The sequence below is a fragment of the Roseovarius sp. SK2 genome (assembly GCF_028807495.1).
Classification (GTDB): Bacteria; Pseudomonadota; Alphaproteobacteria; order Rhodobacterales; family Rhodobacteraceae; genus Roseovarius; species Roseovarius confluentis.
This window is the reverse complement of sequence record NZ_JARAMK010000015.1, coordinates 1-18,396: the sequence shown is the minus strand read 5'-3', so window position 1 is coordinate 18,396 and position 18,396 is coordinate 1. Positions and strand designations below refer to the sequence as shown.

The window sequence follows — 18,396 nt, the reverse complement described above, 5'->3', positions numbered from 1 at the left end:
GTTTGACAGCACCCCGCAGCCTCTCCCACCGCGCGGCGCATCACATCAACGCTAGGGCAAGCGGCCAGTCGCCGCCTACCTAACCGAAAGTCGTAATCCCTAACGCACCGTCCGGTCCGCCGCGCAGTCCGGGTCCATCAGTGGCGCAAACCGCGCATCGGTAAAACTTTCCGCGCTCAGCGCATCCAGTCGCTCGTAGTTCACGTCGATGAAATCTATGAATTCCGGCGCGTTTGTCTCGGCCCCCGGCGACTGCGCCACCGCATGCAGCATGAAAACGTCAAACCGGCACAGCCCCACCGGATTCGACCCCAGGATCGCCCGCATGAACCCGCGTGAGCTCCACGGCATCCTGCCCATGTTCACGGGAAATTCCTGCAGTTTTGACACGAACCGCGCGTCGCGGTCGAACTTCAGCACATCCATCCCGAAGGTGAACGACTGGAACAGCTCTTCCACAAGGATCGAGCGATAGAATTTGCGCTCCAGCTTTCCGGGCGTCGACGGCCCCGGCTGCTTGACCATGATATGCGTCACCTGCCCAAGGTGGCCAAAGAACGTCTGCGCCATCGCCGGCGACATCGCCGCATAGTCCCGCCCCCGCGGCAGGCCCAGACCGAAAGCGCTGTTCATCCAGTCCACGTCCTGCGACAGCGCCCGGTTCGGCGGCCGCCCGGAATACAGCCGCAACAACACGACCCGCCCCGCTCCACAGCCCTGCGCCGTGTCCCCGGCAAACCGCATCGGCAGCGGCTTGCCGTAAACGTCGCCGATCAGGCCCCGGAACGCATCCAGCACCGCGCGGGTCTCGGGGTGGGGCTTCTCGCCCACCACGCACAGCGCGGCCCCCGCCATGTCGCGCCCGTTGATCCGTACCGGGATTTCCATGTCCCGCCCGATCATCGTGGTACGCAGCTCGTAACTCCAGCCGCGCTGCGCCATGTCAAGGTAATCCTCGCGCTGATCCGCCTGCGCGGCCAGCCCGGCAAAGATCAGCATGAAAGCAAGTCGAACGACGCGCATGGCACCTCCCTGACCGCGCAACATAGACCGGTCACGTCGACGTTTCCACAAATCCCAGCGGTCCCGCGATCACGTTCGCGCAAACAGCACCACGCGCGCGCGCCCGCCGCGTCGTTTTGACAGCCCGCCGCCCCGTCTCTATTGCTGGGAAAACCGTCAGGAGAGACCCATGCAAGCCCATTCCGATACCGGCACCGTGATCCCGTCCGACACGTTCGCACTGACCGTCGCCCCCGACGGCACCTGCGAAATCCTGATGCCCGATGGCAGCCCGGACGACGACATGCCCGCAGCGGTCGCCGCGCTGACGGCAGTCTTCATCCGCATGGAAACCGACCCGAACTTCATTCGTGACCAGATCGCCTGGCTCGACGCGCGACCCAACGCCTGAACGCCCCCAAAGGAGCTTTGATGACCCAACTCAAGACAACCGCCGCCCAGATGGTCGCCGACGCCCGCGCCCGCATCCAAGAGGTCGAAACGAAGGACCTGATCGCGCAGCACGAAGACCCCGATCTCGTGATCGTCGATATCCGCGACGTGCGCGAACGCCAGCGCAGCGGCTTCATCCCCGGCAGTGTTCATGCCCCGCGCGGGATGCTCGAATTCTGGGTCGACCCCGAAAGCCCCTATCACCGCGACGTCTTCGCCCAACCCGGCAAGCGCTACGTGCTGCATTGCGCGTCCGGTTGGCGCTCGGCGCTGGCCACAGCCGCGCTTCAGGACATGGGGTTCGAGGCGTCGCACCTGCGCGAGGGCTTCTCCACCTGGGCCGACCAGGGCGGTCCGGTCGAATTCCCAGAAGACAAGAAAGCCTGATCCACGAGGGCCGCAGGGCGATCTTCGGCGGCGCATCCCCGCCCCCGTCAGGCCGCCCAGTCCGTCCTCAGATCAGGTCTTCCAACTGCCGCGCCGCCTCGCGCAGGCGCGGCAGGTAAGCCTCTAGGTCCGACAGGCTGCACCGCTGGATCGGAGAGTGCAGCGACAAGGTCGTCACCAGCCGGTTCTGATCGTCCCGGATCGGCACCGCAACGGCGGTCATGTCGTCCATGAATTCCTCGTTGTCGGTCGAATAATTCCGCTCCCTGATGCGCGCCAGCTCCGCCATAAGCGCATCCGCATCGGTCAGCGACCGTTCGGTCCGCCGCGGCATGTCCAGGTTCTGCAACAGCCGGGACAGCTTGTCGGTGCGCAGCGATGACAGGTACATCTTGCCGCTGGCGGTACAGTTGAACGGCACCTGCGTGCCCACCGGCAACTGGATGCGCAGCGGCCAATGCGTCTCGACCCGGTCGAGATACACCATCCCGTACCGTCCCGGCGCCGCCAGGTTGCAGGTCTCGCCCACATCCTCGGCCAGCCCCTTCATGATCATCAGCCGCTCGGTGCGGATGCGTTGCGACGACAACGTGTTGATCGCCAGTGTCCGCAGCCTCTTGCCCGGCCCGAACGAGCGCCCGTCGACATCGCGCTGCAAGTACCCCTCCGCCTCCGCCGTGCTCAGCAACCTATGCACCGTCGGCTTCGGCAGGCCCAGCGCCGCGACCAGCGTCGACGGCGCCACCGGTACGCCCGCCTTCGCCACCTCTTCAAGCAGCACCAGCAGGCGCAGGTTGGTAGGGATCAGGTACTTTCCGTCTTCTGATTGATCGTCGGGCATGTCACGTCTTTCCTACCTGTTCGGCAACAAGACCAGCGCAAGTTCGGGGACAACAGACACCAGAACCCAGACACTGATCAAGGCGACAAGATACGGCACGGTATACTTCAGCAAGCGGAAGTACGGCACCCCCGTCACGCCGGATGCGACGTAAAGGTTAAGCCCATAAGGTGGCGTAATGAACCCGATCGACGCGCCCACCAGGAAGATCACCGAGAAATGCACCGGATCGACACCCACGCTGGCCGCAATCGGCGCAAGAATAGGCGCCAGGATGATCGTGACCGGCAGCGATTCCAGAATCATGCCCGAAAAGAACACGATCAGCATCGCGGTGAACAGCACCGGGTAATAGCCGCCCATCGAGGTCAGGAACGTGCCGATCACTTCCTGCGCACCCAACAGCGACAGGATCTGTTGCATCACCACCGAGATGGCGATGAGCGGCGCGAGGATTCCCGTGATCTGGGCCGAGCGCATGACGATGCCCGGGATTTCAGGAATGGTGAACCCTTCAACCACCAACATCGACGCATAGGACCGTTCCTCCCACGGCCTGTCGCTCCTGACCCGGAAGATCCGGCTCACCACCCAGCTCAGCAGGCCCGCGATGATGCAGAAGCCAACCGTCACGCCCGCCGCCTCGGTCGGAGAGAACTTGCCGGTATAGATGCCCCACAGCACCAGCCCGATCGCAAAGAACCCCAGCCATGCGCCGAACGCCGTCTTCAGCACCCGGTTCAGTTGGAGCGGGATCAGGTAGCCCCAGCCGTTCATCCGGCAGATGATCCAGCAGGCGAACTGCATGCCGAACACCATCAGCGCGCCGGGCAGGATCCCCGCCACGAACAGGTCCGAGATCGGCAGGTTCATCAGAAAGCCGTAGACGATGAAGATGATCGACGGCGGGATGATGATCCCCACCGTACCACCTGCGGCGGCGGTGGCCGCCGAGAACCGCTCGTCATAGCCGCCTTTCACCATCTCGGGATGCAGCATCGAACCGATGGTCGCCGTGGTGGCCGAGTTCGACCCCGAAATCGCGGCGAACAGCCCGCAGGCCCCAAGGCTCGCCATGGCCAGACCGCCGCGTAACCACCCAAGACAGGCATAGGCGAAATCGGACAATCGTCGTGCGATCCCCGACTTGTTGATCAGGTCCCCGGTCAGGATGAACAGCGGCATCGCCAACAGGGCGAACCCCTTGTTGAAGACGTTGAGCAGTTCAGCGCCAAGGTTGTCCAGCGTCAGGTTCAGCACGAAGCTGCACCCGATCACCCAGTAGGCGATCACAAGGAACACCGGCACGCCCAGCATGAACAGGAACGTCACGCCCAGTGAAATCAGCGTAATGAGGGTGCCATCGGTCATCATACGTCCCCCCCGATCACGGCTTGCTTGATCAGCGGCCGGCCCGACCGCCAGTTGGCGATATCCTCGAACAGGTTCTGAAACGTCCGCGCCGCCATCAGCAGAAACGCGATGGGCGCGGTGATCAGGAACCACCATTGCAGGGTATTGTCCGTGCCCAGCACGATCTGGAAATTCGACGCCGACAGGGCCGCGGCCCGCGCCGTTGTGACCATCACGATCACCGAGAATGTGAACCACAGCACCGCGTCCAGCATCAGGCAGGCGAACTGCGCAGGACGCGGCATCCGGCTGCGGAATTCGGAAAAACTCAGATGCGTGCGCAGCGCGACGTTATAGGTCGCACCGAACCACGCCATGATCATGAACAGCAAGGGCGGGATCGTCGTCGACCACGGCTGCTGGTTGGAAAAGATAAAGCGGTCGATCACGCCCCAGAAAATGATGAACGCCACCGCCAGGTAAGCCACCACCATGATCGTGCGCTCCAGGTGCCGCTCGACGAAAGGCAGCGCGCGGTACATCCCCGCCAGAGCCAGCCCCCCGACCAAGGCCACCGCCGTTCCAAGGTACCACGCCGCATCGGCACTCAGCGCTTCCCGGATCATCCACGCATCGTTCGATGCGACAGCAGAGAAAATTGCTCCCACGTCGGACAAGATCGACATGACGCCCTCCCATTTTCGTTGACTTCCGGCCTATCACGCCGGCCCTGACCGCATATCGCCGGCCCGGGTCAGGGGGCCGGCGATATTTTTCTTAAGTCAGTATCAGGATTTCCACCAGCGACGCGGCTCGACATTCTCGGGCAGCATGTCCGCGGGGACCTCGCGTGCGATGTCATAGATTTCCTGGTAGGTGTCGATGCCACCGGCCCAGTTGTTCAGGCGCTCGCGCCAGTCGGCCCACAGGTCCGGCTGGTATTCCGGCGAACACATTTCCTCGGCCATCTTGATCTGGTCGTCTGCCAGGAACGCGTTGCGCACGTTGTTCTCGGCAAAGATCGTGTTCGGCAGCTGCGGGTCCGAGAATCCGACGGTCTTGACCAAAGCCGCCTCGTTCGCCGCCTGCACGTGGGTCTGCGCCCAGTAGGCGCTTTCCATCACGGCCTCCTGCAGATGCGCGTCCAGCCCGTCGAAGACGCTCGCGCTCATCGACGTGTGCTCGGTCCCGCAGAAAAACTTGAGGTCGACACACTGGCTGACCACCGGAGACATGTTGGCATAAGCCACGGCCGAGGCCCAGGTCTCCGCCCCGTCGATCAGGCCCTGCTTCAGCCCGTCCAGCGTCTCTTCCCATGCCACCGGCACCGGGTTGAGGTTCAGCGCCTGCATGGCGATCCGGCCCAGCTGCGTGCCCGTGACCCGGTTCTTGGTGCCGAAAAGCTCCTCCAGCTTGGTCACCGTCGGCTTGTCCTCCCATGACAGACCCAACTGGATGCCCCGCAATTCACAGTGCGAGAACAGGAATTTCAGCCCGTGCCGCTTTTCCAGCGGGTCGCGCAGGATGCGCTGAGACTCGGGACTGTAAAGGAAGTGGTACTGCGACGCCCGGCCGGGGAACATGTAGGCATAATCCAGCACGTTCAGATAGGGCGCGCCGCCGGCCGAGTTCTGGGTCGACGCGGCATAGATGTCGATGATGCCCTGCTGGGTCTTCTCGACACAGCTCAGCTGGCCGCAGATCTGGTTGTTGCCGATAAACTCGACGCGAATCTCGCCGTCCGTGCGGCTTTCAAGGTCACGCGCGAATTCAAGCGCGCCCGCCCGCTCGATCAGCAGGTTCTGCGGGTTGAAACCCGACGCACCGAACTTCAGCGTGTGCTTGGCCTCTTTCGAGAATCGCCTCTCGTAGGTCGATTCCGCCGCACGGGCCAAGTTCGCCGACGTCATCGCGCCACCAAAGGCACCCGCCGCCAAGAGCGTCGAGCTCATGCCGTAAGTCCCTGCTATCTTGAAAAAATCCCGGCGCGAAACGCCCTTCACTCGGTCATAAATTGCCATTTAATCCTCCCATTTTGACAACTTTTGAGACGTATCGTTTCAAAAAACACTAGAATAGCTTTCCCGTTCTGCATAGAGTTTTTTCGTGAAATGGGAGGAAAACTGGTGAATACCGATTACGTGATCGTTGGCGCGGGCTCTGCGGGCTGCGTCCTGGCCAACCGGCTCAGCAAGGACCCCAAGGTGCGCGTGACGCTGCTCGAGGCAGGCCCGCCCGACCGAAATCCGTGGATCCACATCCCCGTCGGGTACTTCAAGACGATGCACAACCCCACGGTCGACTGGTGCTACCGGACGGAACCCGACCCGGGCCTCAACGGTCGCGCCATCGACTGGCCGCGCGGCAAGGTGCTGGGCGGGTCGTCCTCGCTCAACGGGCTTCTCTACGTCCGCGGCCAGCCGCAGGACTACGACCGCTGGCGCCAGATGGGCAACACCGGCTGGGGCTGGGACGATGTCCTCCCCCTTTTCAAACGGGCCGAAAACAACGAGCGCGGCGCCGACGCATATCACGGCGACGCCGGGCCGCTTTCGGTGTCCAACATGCGCATCCAGCGCCCCATCTGCGACGCCTGGGTCGCCGCCGCCCAGACAGCAGGCTACCCGTTCAACCCCGATTACAACGGCGAAGATCAAGAGGGCGTGGGCTATTTCCAGCTCACCACCCGCAACGGCCGCCGATGCAGCGCGGCGGTGGCCTACCTGCGCCCCATCCGCGACCGCAAGAACCTGAACATCGTCACCCACGCGCAAGTCACCCGCGTGCTTCTCGACGGCAAACGCGTCACCGGCGTCGAGTACCGCGACAAGGGCGGCCAGTTGCAGACCATCGGCGCAACCCGCGAGGTCATCCTGTCGGGCGGCGCCATCAACAGCCCGCAGATCCTCATGCTGTCGGGCCTCGGCGACCCCGACCACCTCAAGGAAAACGGCATCACGCCGCACCACGCCCTGCCCGGCGTGGGCCGCAACCTGCAGGACCACCTGCAAGCCCGCCTTGTCTTCAAGTGCAACGAACCCACGCTGAACGACGAGGTCCGCAGCCTCGCCTCGCAGGCCCGAATCGCGCTGAAATACGCGCTGTTCCGCGCCGGCCCGATGACCATGGCCGCCAGCCTCGCCACCGGCTTTCTCAAGACGCGCCCCGACGTGGAAACCCCCGACATCCAGTTCCATGTCCAGCCGTGGTCCGCCGACAGCCCCGGTGAGGGCGTGCATCCCTTCTCGGCCTTCACCATGTCAGTCTGCCAGTTGCGGCCCGAAAGCCGCGGCGAGATCCGTCTGAACGGCCCCGACCCCAAGACCTATCCCAAGATCCACCCGCATTACCTGTCGACCGACCTCGACTGCCGCACCCTCACCGAGGGCGTCAAGATCGCCCGCAGAATCGCCCGCCACGCGCCCCTGTCGACCAAGATCGCCGAGGAATTCCGGCCCTCGGGTGACCTCGGCATGGACGACGACGCCGCCACGCTCGACTGGGCGCGCAACAATTCGGTCTCGATCTACCATCCCACCGGCACCTGCAAGATGGGCGACGATGCGAATGCCGTCGTCGATGCCCGCCTGCGCGTGCATGGGCTGACGGGCCTGCGCGTGGCCGATTGCTCCATCATGCCGGAAATCGTCTCGGGCAACACCAACGCCCCCGCGATCATGATCGGAGAGAAATGCGCCGAACTCGTGCTGGAAGACGCCTGAGCCCGCCGACCGGGCAAAAAACAAGGGACACCGCCCTACGCGCCACCCGTCCCGGGCCTGACCCGGGACCTCAACCCCAGGGTGTCTCAAAGCCCACGCTTTGCGGAAATCGCCGCTGTCAGGCCATCGGTTTGAAAGACGATGTCCGGGACCTATGCTATCTCCCCGATATGGCGAACAAGAAATCCCGTCTGGAATACTGGCGCGAAACCAGCCCGATCGACATCCTCAAGGATATCGGAAGCTTCTTCTATTTCGCCATGCGCCGCTTCGTGAATGACGGCCTGACCCAGGCGGCGGGCGCGCTCACCTACTCCACCCTGTTGGCGCTGGTGCCGCTTCTCGTCATCGCCTTCGCCGTGCTCTCGGGCTTTCCCGCCTTTGATCCGGTCAAGATCCGCATGCAGGAAATGTTCTTCGGCATCCTCATCCCCGAAGTCGGTTCGGACGTGCGCACCTACATCTCGGATTTCACCAGCAACGCCAGTGACTTGACCGTGGCGGGCATCATTGCCCTGCCGGTCACCGCCGTGCTGCTTCTGGCCACCATCGAGGCCACGCTCAACAGCATCTGGCGCGTCGCCCGGCCCCGTCCCCTGCATGTGCGGCTGCTGACCTTCTGGGCGGTCCTGACCATGGGGCCGCTCCTGATCGGGGCCAGTTTCACGCTGACCACCGACGTCATGCGCCCGCTTCAGGACTGGGCCAAGGACACGGGCTACCTGCCGTCGATCAACCTGCGCTCGGACTGGCCCCGCACGGTGCTCGCGGTGGTCAACACGACCTTCGTCTTCACCCTGCTCTACTGCGTCGTGCCCGCCGTGCAGGTCAAGGTCCGCAACGCGCTCATCGGCGGCGCCTTCGCCGCGGTCGCCTTCCAACTGCTGCAATGGGGGTTCAACACCTTCGTTACCTCTTCCGCGACCTATTCCACGATCTACGGCGCCGTCGCGGTATTCCCGATCTTCCTGATCTGGATCTATTCTTCCTGGACGGTGATCATCCTCGGTGCCGTGCTCACCGCCTCCTTTCCCGACTGGTGGCGCCGCCGCGACTCGCTCTCGGGCGGTCCGCTCACCCCCGCCGAAACGCTGCAAGTCGCCGTCGCCCTTCTTGCCGCGCTGGTCCGGCTGGCGCCGAATGGCCAGTCGCTCAGCCATGACGACCTCGCCGAAGCCGTGCCGCTCTTGGCGCGTGACTCCACGGTGGAGGCCCTGCTCGAGGCCAACTACATCGTCGAAACCGAGGACGGCGAACTTTGTCTCTCGCGCGACCTGCACCGGGTCACCGTGGCCGAACTGGCCCGCGACATCGGGCTCAGCCTCGGTCGCACCCGCGACATGAGCGACCGCCCCTCGCTGGAGCAGGTGGCGGGCACCACCGGCACCCTGCCCGACCTGCTGACCCGCCTGCGCAAGGCCGAGGACGATATCCTCGACCAGTCCGTCGCCTCGGTCATCGCCGGAAAAACGCCCGAGCCGGACGAAACCTCCGGCGCGATCAAGCTCTACTGAACGCTGCGTAGGGTGGGGTTCCACCCCACCACGTCCGCACGCTCTACCCCTTGGGCCGCTTCACCTTCATCCGCTCCATGTCGTCCGTGATGGGGATGAACTCGTCAGCATCCCCCGGCGGTAGCCTGAACGGTCCGCCGTCCCAATCCGCCGCCTTCCACGCTTTCTTTGCCGCCTCGATCTTCTCGACATCGGACGACACGAAATTCCACCAGATATACCTTGGCCCGTTGAACGTCTCACCGCCCAGCGCCATCACCCGCGCACCTTGCGGCCCCGCCTTCACGCTCATCCGGTCGCCGGGGCGGAACACCATCATCCGGCCCGCCTCGAACACCTCGCCCGCGATCTCGACGCTGCCTTGCGTCACGTACAGCCCCCGGTCCTCGTGCTCGTCGGGCAAGGGAAAACTTGCCCCCGGCGCCAGCACCGCATCGGCATAGAATATCTCGGATTGCATCGTTACCGGGCTCTTTTCACCCCAGCCCGTGCCCAGGATCAACCGCACCTCCGCGCCGCCATCGTTCAGGAACGGCAGCGCCGCCTCCTTGTGATGCTCGAAATCCGGCGCCATGTCCTCGCGGTCCTCTGGCAAGGCAATCCATGTCTGGATGCCAAAGAGGTTATGCCGCGTGCCCCGCGTCTCTTCGCTCGTGCGCTCCGAGTGGGTCACGCCCTGCCCCGCCAGCATCCAGTTCACCTCGCCGGGATAGATCATCTGGTGCGTGCCCAGGCTGTCGCGATGCTCGAACTCGCCCTGGTACAGGTACGTCACCGTCCCCAGCCCGATATGCGGATGCGGCCGCACGTCGATCCCGCCCTCGGTGATGAACTCCGCCGGCCCCATCTGGTCGAAAAAGATGAACGGGCCGACCATCTGCCGCTCGGGGCTCGGCAACGCGCGCCGCACCTCGAAGCCGCCCAGGTCCCGCGCGCGCGGGATGATTAGCGTTTCTATGCCCTCCAGCCCAGCGGCATCGGGACAATCGGGGTTCTGCGTCGGGTTCCAACTCATCTCGCTCTCCTGTTTCAGGTCAAATGACGCGCCAGCGCCTGCACTTCCTCGGGCCGTATCTCGTGCCCGCCATCATGGATTACTGTCTCGACGTCCGCACCCTGCGCCGCCAGCCATTCGATGAGCCGCGCACTAAGCGGCCAGGGACAGATCGGATCCTGCCGCCCCGCCGTGACAAGCACGCGTCGCCCGTCCAGCCCCGCGACCGGCGCTGGCTCCCACGGGATCAGCGGGTGCAGCAGCCCCACCCGGTCGAACAGCTCCGGCCGCGCCATCATCACCGAGGCCAGTATATTCGCCCCGTTGGAATAGCCGAAGCCATATGTTTGCACGCCCGGAAACACGGCCTTCCGCGCCTCGACGAAGCGCACCATCGCCTCCGTGCGCCTGGCCAGGTCGTCCATGTCATAGACCCCCTCGCCCGTGCGCCGGAAAAACCGCGCCGCGCCATGTTCCGACACGTCCCCCCGGGGCGAGACGATCCCCGCCCGTGGGTTCACCTGCCGGACAACGTCAAAGAACTGCGACTCGTCCCCGCCCGTGCCGTGAAAGGCAAAGACCAGCGGCGCGCCCGCATCGGGCGCCCGCGTCTTGGCATGGTACAGATCCAGCGCCATCGCCTCACTCCACCAGCTGCGGCAGATGCGCCTCGATCTTCGCACGGTGCGGCTCGTAGCGATCCGGCAGCTTCAGCGCCGATCCTAGGTGCGCCGTATCCTCGTCCCGGTCGAACCCGGGCTCGTTGGTGGCCACCTCGAACAGCACACCGCCCGGCGTGCGGAAATAGATCGACCAGAAATAGTCGCGGTCGATCACCGGCGTCACGTCATACCCTGTGTCCACCAGCCGCTTGCGCACGTCCAGCTGCGTCGCCCGATCCTCGACCGAGAACGCGATGTGATGCACCGATCCCGCGCCCTGTTGGGCCGGTTTGGCGCTCGGCGCCTCCTGCAGGTCGATCGTGTCGGCGGCATTGCCGCCCTCTATCACGTAGCGCGTCAGGTCGCCTTGGGTGTCCATCTTCTGATACCCCATGAAGCGCAACAGCTCTCCCGTCGCATCGGCATCGCGCAGCGCAAAGCGCGCGCCGTGAAAGCCCAGGATCGCGGCACTTTCCGGCACGTCCGCACCGGTCCAGGGCGTGCGCCCGCGCACGTCCGTTTCGACCAGCGCGAACCCGTCGCCATCCGGCCCGTCAAAGCCCAGACGCTTTTCGCCAAAGGCTTCGTCCTCGGCCAGCCCGGTCACGCCTGCGGCGGCCAGCCGGTCTTTCCAATAGCCCAACGCGCCATGTGGCACGGCGAACTCGGTCACGCCCACTTCGCCCACGCCTCGCGTGCCGCGCGGCATCTGGCCGAAGGGGAAGGTCGTCATCACCGCCCCCGGCGTGCCCACCTCGTCGCCGAAATAAAGGTGATAGACCTCCGGCGCGTCGAAATTCACCGTGATCTTCACCCGGCACAATCCCAGCACCTTGGTAAAGAACGCGTTGTTGTCATTGGCGTCGCCCGCCATCGACGTCACGTGATGCAGACCCTTGATCTCGGTAATCATCCTGTCGCCCTTTCGGTTGAAGAACTGTTACCGTGCAATCTGGGGCAAAGTCCCTCGTAGGGGAATAGCAACAAACTTGCATAGACTATTGCACATGGGGCAATAATACTCTCATGCAGGATATCAAACCCATCCGCGTCTTCCTCGAAGTGGCCGAGCGGCGCAGCTTCGCCGCCGCCGCCCGCGCGCTCGACATGACCCCCTCCAGCGTCACGCGCATCGTCGCCAAGCTCGAAGACAGCCTTGGCCAGCAGCTTCTCCTGCGCACCACGCGCAAGGTCTCGCTCACCGATGCCGGCGCCGTGGTGGCGGCCCGCTATCGCCCCCTTCTGGCGGAACTCGATGCCACCACCGACGCGCTGATGCACGCCGCCCATCCCGACGCCGGCCGCCTGCGCCTCAACGCGCCCATGTCGCTGGGCCTGCGCCTGATGCCGGGCCTGATCGCCGCCTTCCGCGACGCCTACCCCCGGGTCGATCTCAGCGTCACCCTGACCGACCGCTTCGTCGACATCATCGAAGACCCTTATGACCTGTCGATCCGCATCTCCGGCCCACCGTCGGACAAATCCACCATCTGGCGCAAGATCTGCGAGGTGCCGCGCCACGCCGTCGCCGCCCCGTCGCTCTTTGCGGGCACCGCCGCACCCACCGACCCCGCCGACCTGCCGCGCGAGATGTGCCTCTCCTACAGCGCCACCGGCACGCCGGAGACCTGGGAGTTCACCCGCGAGCAGGCCCATCGCAGCGTCCAGGCGGGCAGCAGCCTCATCACCAACAATGGCGACCTGCTCTGCCAGATGGCCCGCTTGGGCCAGGGCATCACCGTTCTGCCGGACTTTCTCGTGGCCGACGGGCTTGCCTCGGGCGAGGTCACGATCCTCATGCCCGAGTGGCAGGTCAGCCCCCTCTGGCTCACGCTTTTCTACCCGCCCTACGAGGCGTTTCCGCCGCTTGTGGCCACCTTCACCACCTTCTTCGAGGACTATATCCGCCGCACCGCGCCGGTCTTCTTCCGTTTTGGCTGATCAGCCTATGCACAAAAATCCAGCAGTTCCGGCCCCTTAGCCTAACCCACTCAGCCTCCGGCAATGCACTATCTTGCCAGCTTCGCGCCTGCCTGCTTCTATGAAACGCCGGAGGTGAACATGTCATCAGAACCTTTCTTCGACGAAATGTGGGGCACCAGCCAAACCCTGCGTGATCCCTATGCCAGCTTCCACGAGTGGTTCGACTCCGAAGACCCCGCCCGCCTGCGCGCCAAACAGCGCGAGGCCGAGGACCTCTTTCGGCTCACCGGCATCACCTTCAACGTCTATGGCCGGGCCGAGGCCGAAGAACGGCTGATCCCCTTCGACATCATTCCGCGCATCCTGTCGGGCAACGAATGGTTCAAGCTGTCGCGCGGCATCGAACAGCGCGTGCGCGCGATCAACGCCTTCCTGCACGACATCTATCACAAGCAGGAAATCGTGAAGGCCGGACGCCTGCCCGCCGAGATGATCGCCAAGAACGAGGCGTTCCTGCCCCACATGATCGGGGTCGAGCCGCCCGGCAGCGTCTACACCCATATCGTCGGCATCGACGTGGTGCGCACCGGCCCGGGCGAGTTCTTCGTGCTCGAGGACAACGCCCGCACGCCCTCAGGCGTCAGCTACATGCTGGAAAACCGCGAAACCATGCTCCAGATGTTCCCCGAGCTGTTTTCGCGCAACCGCGTCCAGCCGGTGCAGAACTACCCCACCAACCTGCGCCGCTCGCTCGCCGCCTGCGCGCCCGCAGGCACCAAGGACGCGCCCGTCGTGGCCGTGCTGACCCCCGGCATCTACAACTCAGCCTATTTCGAACACGCCTTTCTGGCCGACCAAATGGGCGTCGACCTCGTCGAGGGCCACGACCTGCGCGTGGTCGACGGCCGCGTGGCGATGCGCACCACCCGCGGCTACAAACCCATCGACGTGCTTTACCGCCGCGTCGACGACGACTTCATCGATCCGCTCAATTTCAATCCCGACAGCCAGCTTGGCGTCGCGGGCATCATGGATGTCTACCGCGCCGGCGGCATCACCATCGCCAACGCGCCGGGCACCGGCATCGCCGACGACAAGGCGATCTATTCCTACATGCCCGATATCGTCGAGTTCTACACCGGCGAACAGCCCTTGTTGCCCAACGTCCCCACCTGGCGCTGCTCCGAGGCCGACGACTACGCCTATGTCCGCGAGCACCTCGCCGAACTGGTGGTGAAAGAGGTCCACGGCTCGGGCGGCTACGGCATGCTCGTGGGCCCCGCCGCGTCGAAAAAGGAAATCGCCGACTTCGCGAAAAAGCTCGAGGCCAAGCCCTCGAACTACATCGCCCAGCCCACGCTCAGCCTGTCGACCGTGCCCACCTTTACGAACAAGGGTCTCAGCCCGCGCCACGTCGACCTGCGCCCCTTCGTGCTGGTCAATCCCGACGGCATCCAGATCACCCCCGGCGGTCTGACGCGCGTTGCTCTCAAGAAAGGCTCGCTGGTGGTGAACTCGTCGCAGGGCGGCGGCACCAAGGACACCTGGGTGCTGGAGGACTGATGCGATGCTAGGCAAAACCGCAAACGGCCTCTTCTGGCTTTTCCGCTACCTCGAACGGGCCGAAAACACCGCCCGCCTGATCGAAACCGGCCAGCGCATCGCGCTGACACGCATGGGTGACAGCGCGGCAGAATGGCGCTCGGTGCTGCAATCCGCCGGCGTCTGGCCCGCTTTCGAGGCGGCAAAGGGCGAGGTCACCAAGGAGGCCGCGATCAACTGGCTTCTGCGCGACCGCAACAACGGGTCATCCGTCTATTCCTGCATCTGCGCCGCCCGCCAGAACGCGCGACTGGTGCGCACCGCCCTTACCGGCGACATGTGGGAAGCGATCAACAGCGCCTACATGAACGCACAGGAAAACCTTGCCCGCCAGGTGGCCGAACGCGACCTGCCCGGCTGCCTGCGCACCCTGCGCCAGAACACCTCGCTGGTGCGCGGCATGACCCACGGCACCATGCTGCGTGGCGAACGCTATGATTTCGCCCGGCTCGGCACCTTCCTTGAACGCGCCGACAACACCGCGCGTATCCTCGACGTGAAATACTACGTCCTTCTGCCATCGGCGCGCGCCGTGGGCTCGGCGCTCGACAACGTGCAATGGGAAACCATCCTGCGCTCCGTCGCGGCGCGCGGCGGCTTCCGCATGGAATACGGCGCCGATTCCGGCCCCCGCGACATCACCCATTTCCTCATTCTCGACCAGCGCCTGCCCCGCAGCCTCGCCTTCTGCGCCGCCCAGCTTCAGGAAAACCTGCGCAGCCTCAATGCCGGCAACGCGCATCCCTCCGACGCCATGAAGAAGCTCGACTTCATCAACCGCAAGTACCTCGCCCACGAGGTCGACGCGATCTTCGACTACGGCCTGCACGAATTCATCACCGAGATCATCGCCCTCCTCGCCGACCTCGCCCAGGAAATCGAGCGCGAATACCGCTTCTACGAGTGACCCACACCCATGCATCTGCAAATCAAGCACATCACCCGCTACCGCTTTTCCGGCCCCGTGACCTATGGCCTGCAACAGCTGCGCAAGACGCCCAAGACCACGCGCGCCCAGCACATCCTGAACTGGACCACCAGCATCGAGAATGGCCGCAAGGAACTGGACTTCACCGACCACCACAACAACGCCGTCGAGCTCATCAGCTTCGACCGCGACACGACCGAGCTCACAGTCAGCAGCGAAGGTGAGGTCGTACTCGAGGATGTCAGCGGCATCCTGGGGCGGCACCTCGGCCCCGCGCCGCTCTGGCTCTATGAACAGCCCACCAAGCGGACCGAGGCCAAATCCGGAGCCCGCGCCCTGATCCGCAAGGTCGACGAGCCGGACCCGCTCGACCGCCTGCACGCGCTCAGCAAGACGATCCGCGACAGCGTGCCCTTCGAGGTCGGCGCGTCCGAGCCCAGCTGGTCCGCCGAGGATGCCATCACCCACGGCAAGGGCGTCTGCCAGGACCACACCCACATCTTCCTGGCCTGCGCCCGCGCCATGGGTTTTCCGGCCCGCTACGTCTCGGGCTACCTCATGCTCGACGACCGCACCGCGCAGGAGGCGATGCACGCCTGGGCCGAGGCGCATGTCGACGCGCTGGGGTGGGTCGGCTTCGACATATCCAACGGAATTTCGCCCGACACACGCTACGTCCGCGTTGCAACGGGCCTCGATTACGCCGATGCTGCGCCCATCACAGGCACCAGAATCGGCGGCCCCGAGGAACAGCTCGAGGTCGAGATCGACGTCACCCAACAATAGCGAAGGACGGGCATGACATATTGCGTGGGAATGGTTCTCGACCGGGGCCTCGTTTTCATGTCGGACACCCGCACCAATGCCGGGCTGGACAACATCTCGACCTTCAAGAAGCTGACAAGCTGGGAAAGCCCCGGCGAGCGGATGATCACGCTACTGTCCGCAGGCAACCTCGCCACCACGCAATCCGTCATCAGCCTGCTGGACGAGCGCGCCAAGTCCCCCGGCGACCGCACGCCCTCCCTGCTGGGCGTCCCCTCGCTGTTCCAGGCCGCGCGCATGGTCGCCGACACCCTGCGCGAGGTGATCGAGCGCACGGGCGAATCCGGCCAGCGCGCCGAAGGCACGTTCAACGCCACCATCATGCTGGGCGGCCAGATCGCCGGCAGCCCGCCCCGCCTCTTCCTGATCTACCCCGAGGGCAATTTCATCGAGGCGGGCGACGACACGCCCTTCTTCCAGATGGGCGAAACCAAGTACGGCCGCCCCATCCTGGTGCGCGCCTTCGATCCGGATCTCAGCTTCGAGGCCGCGATGAAGCTCCTGCTGGTCAGCTTCGATTCCACGCTCAAGGCCAACCTGACCGTGGGCGCGCCCTTCGATTACCACATCTACGAAACCGACAGCCTGACAATCGGCCAGACTGGCCGGATCGAGGCCGACAGCCCCTATTTCCAGGCCGTCTCCGAGGGCTGGGGCGAGGCGCTGAAGAACGCCCTCGACAGCCTGCCCGATGTGGACTTGTCAGAACTCGGCTAGCCGCCTCTCGTAGGGTGGGTGAAAACCCACCATCCCGGCCAATCCGGTTGAAACCCCTCGCATTAAATGCACATTCAGGGTCAAGCTCAAGAAAAGGACGACCCAAATGCTGCCCGAGACGATGAAAACCGTGGAAATGCGCGAACCCGGCAAACCCGAGGTGCTGGAGATAGGCGAACGCCCCGTCCCCGAACCCGCGCCGTCCGAGGTGCTCATCAAGGTCACCGCCACGGGCGTCAACGGCCCCGATCTCGTCCAGCGCCGTGGCCACTACCCGCCGCCCAAGGGGGCCTCCGACCTTCTGGGGCTCGAGGTCTCGGGCGAGGTCGCCGCCGTGGGCGACAACGTGACCGGCTGGGCCGTGGGCGATGCGATCTGCGGGCTGACCAATGGCGGCGGCTATGCCGAATACGTGGCCGTCGACGCCACCCATTGCCTGCCCATTCCAACGGGCATGGATGCAACCGATGCCGCCGGCCTTTGCGAGACGTATTTCACCGTCTGGTCCAACCTCTTCCTCGACAGGCCCCCGGCCCCCAAGGACCTCCTGCTTGTCCATGGCGGCGCCGGCGGCATCGGCTCCACCGCAATCCAGTTGGGCCGCGCCCTGGACATGCGCGTCTTCACCACCTGCACCGGCAAGGACGACGCCGACTATGTAACGCAGCTCGGCGCCGAACGCGCCATCGACTTCAAGACCGAGGATTTCGTGCCCATCGTCCGCGAGGCCGGCGGTGCCAATCTCATCCTCGACATCATCGGCGGCGATTACGTGGCCCGCAACATCAAGGCCGCCCATGCCGATGCCCGCATCGTGCAACTCGCGTTCAACGGCGGCTCGAAGATGGAAATCGACCTGATGCCCGTGATGCTCAAGCGGCTCACCTATACCGGCTCCACCCTGCGGTCGCGCCCCGACACGTTCAAGACCCGCGTGGCGGAAGATCTCCTGGAAAAAGTCTGGCCGCTTCTGGCCGAGGGCACGGTCGGCACCTACACTCACAAGGTATTCCCGTTCGAGGAAGCGACGGCGGCACACGAGTTGATGGAATCCGCCACCCACCGCGGCAAGATCCTGCTCCGCCCCTGACCCGCGTTCCACAGGCCAAGACTTTTGAAGAAAAAGTCTTGGCAAAAGTCTTTGAAAGACTTTTGCAGCGCACGTTCCGTTAAATCGCGCGGAGTTTGAAATGCGCACCGACGCAGTACCTCCAGCGATACCGACGCGATACCGACGTGCCATTTTCGAAGAATCCGGCACCGTTAACCTGATCGACCACTGAAATGGGCGGCGCATCACCTGCGCCGCCCTTGACCTTCAACCACCGTTAATTCTTCGGTGATATCCCTTGTTTTACTCGCCGGTGATGGACGCGGCGCCGACCTTTTCGATCAGCTTCTCGTGCGCGACCTTCTGGTTCGCGTGGAACGTGGCAAGGTCCTCGCCTTTCATCATCGTCTCGCAGGTCAAAC

General features: G+C 64.4%; 18 protein-coding genes. 10 read left to right on the top strand and 8 right to left on the bottom strand.

The annotated features are described in order from the left end of the window. Positions 1–99 precede the first annotated feature (99 nt). Positions 100–1,023, bottom strand: coding sequence for a hypothetical protein (locus PVV74_RS21085; RefSeq protein ID WP_274594553.1), 924 nt, complete (start codon positions 1,021–1,023; stop codon positions 100–102). 169 nt (positions 1,024–1,192) lie between these two features. Between PVV74_RS21085 and PVV74_RS21080 the strand changes: the two genes are divergently transcribed. Beyond that, positions 1,193–1,414: a hypothetical protein gene (locus PVV74_RS21080; RefSeq protein ID WP_274594552.1), complete on the top strand. Its 222-nt coding sequence runs from the start codon at positions 1,193–1,195 to the stop codon at positions 1,412–1,414. Positions 1,415–1,434: 20 nt separating this feature from the next. Continuing rightward, positions 1,435–1,842, top strand: coding sequence for a rhodanese-like domain-containing protein (locus PVV74_RS21075; RefSeq protein ID WP_103764905.1), 408 nt, complete (start codon positions 1,435–1,437; stop codon positions 1,840–1,842). Positions 1,843–1,909: 67 nt separating this feature from the next. Here the strand turns inward: PVV74_RS21075 and PVV74_RS21070 are convergent, their stop codons facing one another. The 4 genes from PVV74_RS21070 to PVV74_RS21055 all read right to left on the bottom strand — a co-directional run bounded on the left by PVV74_RS21070 (position 1,910) and on the right by PVV74_RS21055 (position 6,057). Then, positions 1,910–2,683 (bottom strand): IclR family transcriptional regulator, encoded by a 774-nt coding sequence (locus tag PVV74_RS21070; protein WP_103764904.1) that lies wholly within the window; start codon positions 2,681–2,683, stop codon positions 1,910–1,912. A gap of 12 nt (positions 2,684–2,695) precedes the next feature. Next, a complete protein-coding gene (locus PVV74_RS21065) occupies positions 2,696–4,054 on the bottom strand; it encodes a TRAP transporter large permease (protein WP_103764958.1) in 1,359 nt (452 codons plus the stop codon). After that, entirely contained in the window at positions 4,054–4,722 is a 669-nt protein-coding gene (locus PVV74_RS21060; protein ID WP_103764903.1) for a TRAP transporter small permease, read from the bottom strand. Before PVV74_RS21060 ends, PVV74_RS21065 begins: the two co-directional genes overlap by 1 nt. 102 nt (positions 4,723–4,824) lie before the next feature. Further along, on the bottom strand, positions 4,825–6,057 hold the full coding sequence (locus tag PVV74_RS21055; protein ID WP_103764902.1) for a TRAP transporter substrate-binding protein: 1,233 nt from the start codon (positions 6,055–6,057) through the stop codon (positions 4,825–4,827). 90 nt (positions 6,058–6,147) lie between these two features. On the opposite strand from PVV74_RS21055, the gene PVV74_RS21050 reads away from it, so the two are divergent. Together PVV74_RS21050 and PVV74_RS21045 are read left to right on the top strand one after the other, a co-directional pair. Beyond that, a complete protein-coding gene (locus tag PVV74_RS21050; protein WP_103764901.1) occupies positions 6,148–7,758 on the top strand; it encodes a GMC family oxidoreductase in 1,611 nt (536 codons plus the stop codon). Between the two features lie 131 nt (positions 7,759–7,889). Beyond that, on the top strand, positions 7,890–9,272 hold the full coding sequence (locus tag PVV74_RS21045) for a YihY family inner membrane protein (protein WP_274594551.1): 1,383 nt from the start codon (positions 7,890–7,892) through the stop codon (positions 9,270–9,272). A gap of 43 nt (positions 9,273–9,315) precedes the next feature. Here the strand turns inward: PVV74_RS21045 and PVV74_RS21040 are convergent, their stop codons facing one another. The 3 genes from PVV74_RS21040 to PVV74_RS21030 are packed head-to-tail and all read right to left on the bottom strand — an operon-like array spanning position 9,316 to position 11,841. Continuing rightward, the gene (locus PVV74_RS21040; protein WP_274594550.1) at positions 9,316–10,287 is read right to left on the bottom strand and encodes a pirin family protein; all 972 of its coding nucleotides are present in this window, start codon (positions 10,285–10,287) and stop codon (positions 9,316–9,318) included. A 14-nt stretch (positions 10,288–10,301) separates the two neighbouring features. Further along, positions 10,302–10,904: an alpha/beta hydrolase gene (locus tag PVV74_RS21035; RefSeq protein ID WP_274594549.1), complete on the bottom strand. Its 603-nt coding sequence runs from the start codon at positions 10,902–10,904 to the stop codon at positions 10,302–10,304. 4 nt (positions 10,905–10,908) lie between these two features. Further along, the gene (locus PVV74_RS21030; RefSeq protein ID WP_274594548.1) at positions 10,909–11,841 is read right to left on the bottom strand and encodes a ring-cleaving dioxygenase; all 933 of its coding nucleotides are present in this window, start codon (positions 11,839–11,841) and stop codon (positions 10,909–10,911) included. Positions 11,842–11,954: 113 nt separating this feature from the next. On the opposite strand from PVV74_RS21030, the gene PVV74_RS21025 reads away from it, so the two are divergent. The 6 genes from PVV74_RS21025 to PVV74_RS21000 all read left to right on the top strand — a co-directional run bounded on the left by PVV74_RS21025 (position 11,955) and on the right by PVV74_RS21000 (position 18,013). Further along, the gene (locus PVV74_RS21025) at positions 11,955–12,869 is read left to right on the top strand and encodes a LysR family transcriptional regulator (protein ID WP_274594547.1); all 915 of its coding nucleotides are present in this window, start codon (positions 11,955–11,957) and stop codon (positions 12,867–12,869) included. A 120-nt stretch (positions 12,870–12,989) separates the two neighbouring features. Then, positions 12,990–14,414, top strand: a complete 1,425-nt coding sequence (locus PVV74_RS21020; RefSeq protein WP_274594546.1) for a circularly permuted type 2 ATP-grasp protein — start codon at positions 12,990–12,992, stop codon at positions 14,412–14,414. A gap of 4 nt (positions 14,415–14,418) precedes the next feature. Further along, a complete protein-coding gene (locus PVV74_RS21015) occupies positions 14,419–15,360 on the top strand; it encodes an alpha-E domain-containing protein (RefSeq protein WP_103764895.1) in 942 nt (313 codons plus the stop codon). Between the two features lie 9 nt (positions 15,361–15,369). Then, positions 15,370–16,167 (top strand): transglutaminase family protein, encoded by a 798-nt coding sequence (locus PVV74_RS21010; RefSeq protein ID WP_103764894.1) that lies wholly within the window; start codon positions 15,370–15,372, stop codon positions 16,165–16,167. Positions 16,168–16,179: 12 nt separating this feature from the next. After that, a complete protein-coding gene (locus PVV74_RS21005; RefSeq protein WP_170067269.1) occupies positions 16,180–16,923 on the top strand; it encodes a proteasome-type protease in 744 nt (247 codons plus the stop codon). A gap of 106 nt (positions 16,924–17,029) precedes the next feature. Continuing rightward, a complete protein-coding gene (locus PVV74_RS21000) occupies positions 17,030–18,013 on the top strand; it encodes an NAD(P)H-quinone oxidoreductase (protein ID WP_274594545.1) in 984 nt (327 codons plus the stop codon). Positions 18,014–18,396 lie beyond the last annotated feature (383 nt).

Excerpts from the sequence above, each read along its gene's own strand:
- PVV74_RS21085 (WP_274594553.1), bottom strand. The coding sequence starts at position 1,023 with ATGCGCGTCGTTCGACTTGCTTTCATGCTGATCTTTGCCGGGCTGGCC.
- PVV74_RS21080 (WP_274594552.1), top strand. The coding sequence starts at position 1,193 with ATGCAAGCCCATTCCGATACCGGCACCGTGATCCCGTCCGACACGTTC.
- PVV74_RS21075 (WP_103764905.1), top strand. The coding sequence starts at position 1,435 with ATGACCCAACTCAAGACAACCGCCGCCCAGATGGTCGCCGACGCCCGC.
- PVV74_RS21070 (WP_103764904.1), bottom strand. The coding sequence starts at position 2,683 with ATGCCCGACGATCAATCAGAAGACGGAAAGTACCTGATCCCTACCAAC.
- PVV74_RS21065 (WP_103764958.1), bottom strand. The coding sequence starts at position 4,054 with ATGACCGATGGCACCCTCATTACGCTGATTTCACTGGGCGTGACGTTC.
- PVV74_RS21060 (WP_103764903.1), bottom strand. The coding sequence starts at position 4,722 with ATGTCGATCTTGTCCGACGTGGGAGCAATTTTCTCTGCTGTCGCATCG.
- PVV74_RS21055 (WP_103764902.1), bottom strand. The coding sequence starts at position 6,057 with ATGGCAATTTATGACCGAGTGAAGGGCGTTTCGCGCCGGGATTTTTTC.
- PVV74_RS21050 (WP_103764901.1), top strand. The coding sequence starts at position 6,148 with ATGGGAGGAAAACTGGTGAATACCGATTACGTGATCGTTGGCGCGGGC.
- PVV74_RS21040 (WP_274594550.1), bottom strand. The coding sequence starts at position 10,287 with ATGAGTTGGAACCCGACGCAGAACCCCGATTGTCCCGATGCCGCTGGG.
- PVV74_RS21035 (WP_274594549.1), bottom strand. The coding sequence starts at position 10,904 with ATGGCGCTGGATCTGTACCATGCCAAGACGCGGGCGCCCGATGCGGGC.
- PVV74_RS21030 (WP_274594548.1), bottom strand. The coding sequence starts at position 11,841 with ATGATTACCGAGATCAAGGGTCTGCATCACGTGACGTCGATGGCGGGC.
- PVV74_RS21025 (WP_274594547.1), top strand. The coding sequence starts at position 11,955 with ATGCAGGATATCAAACCCATCCGCGTCTTCCTCGAAGTGGCCGAGCGG.
- PVV74_RS21020 (WP_274594546.1), top strand. The coding sequence starts at position 12,990 with ATGTCATCAGAACCTTTCTTCGACGAAATGTGGGGCACCAGCCAAACC.
- PVV74_RS21015 (WP_103764895.1), top strand. The coding sequence starts at position 14,419 with ATGCTAGGCAAAACCGCAAACGGCCTCTTCTGGCTTTTCCGCTACCTC.
- PVV74_RS21010 (WP_103764894.1), top strand. The coding sequence starts at position 15,370 with ATGCATCTGCAAATCAAGCACATCACCCGCTACCGCTTTTCCGGCCCC.
- PVV74_RS21005 (WP_170067269.1), top strand. The coding sequence starts at position 16,180 with ATGACATATTGCGTGGGAATGGTTCTCGACCGGGGCCTCGTTTTCATG.
- PVV74_RS21000 (WP_274594545.1), top strand. The coding sequence starts at position 17,030 with ATGCTGCCCGAGACGATGAAAACCGTGGAAATGCGCGAACCCGGCAAA.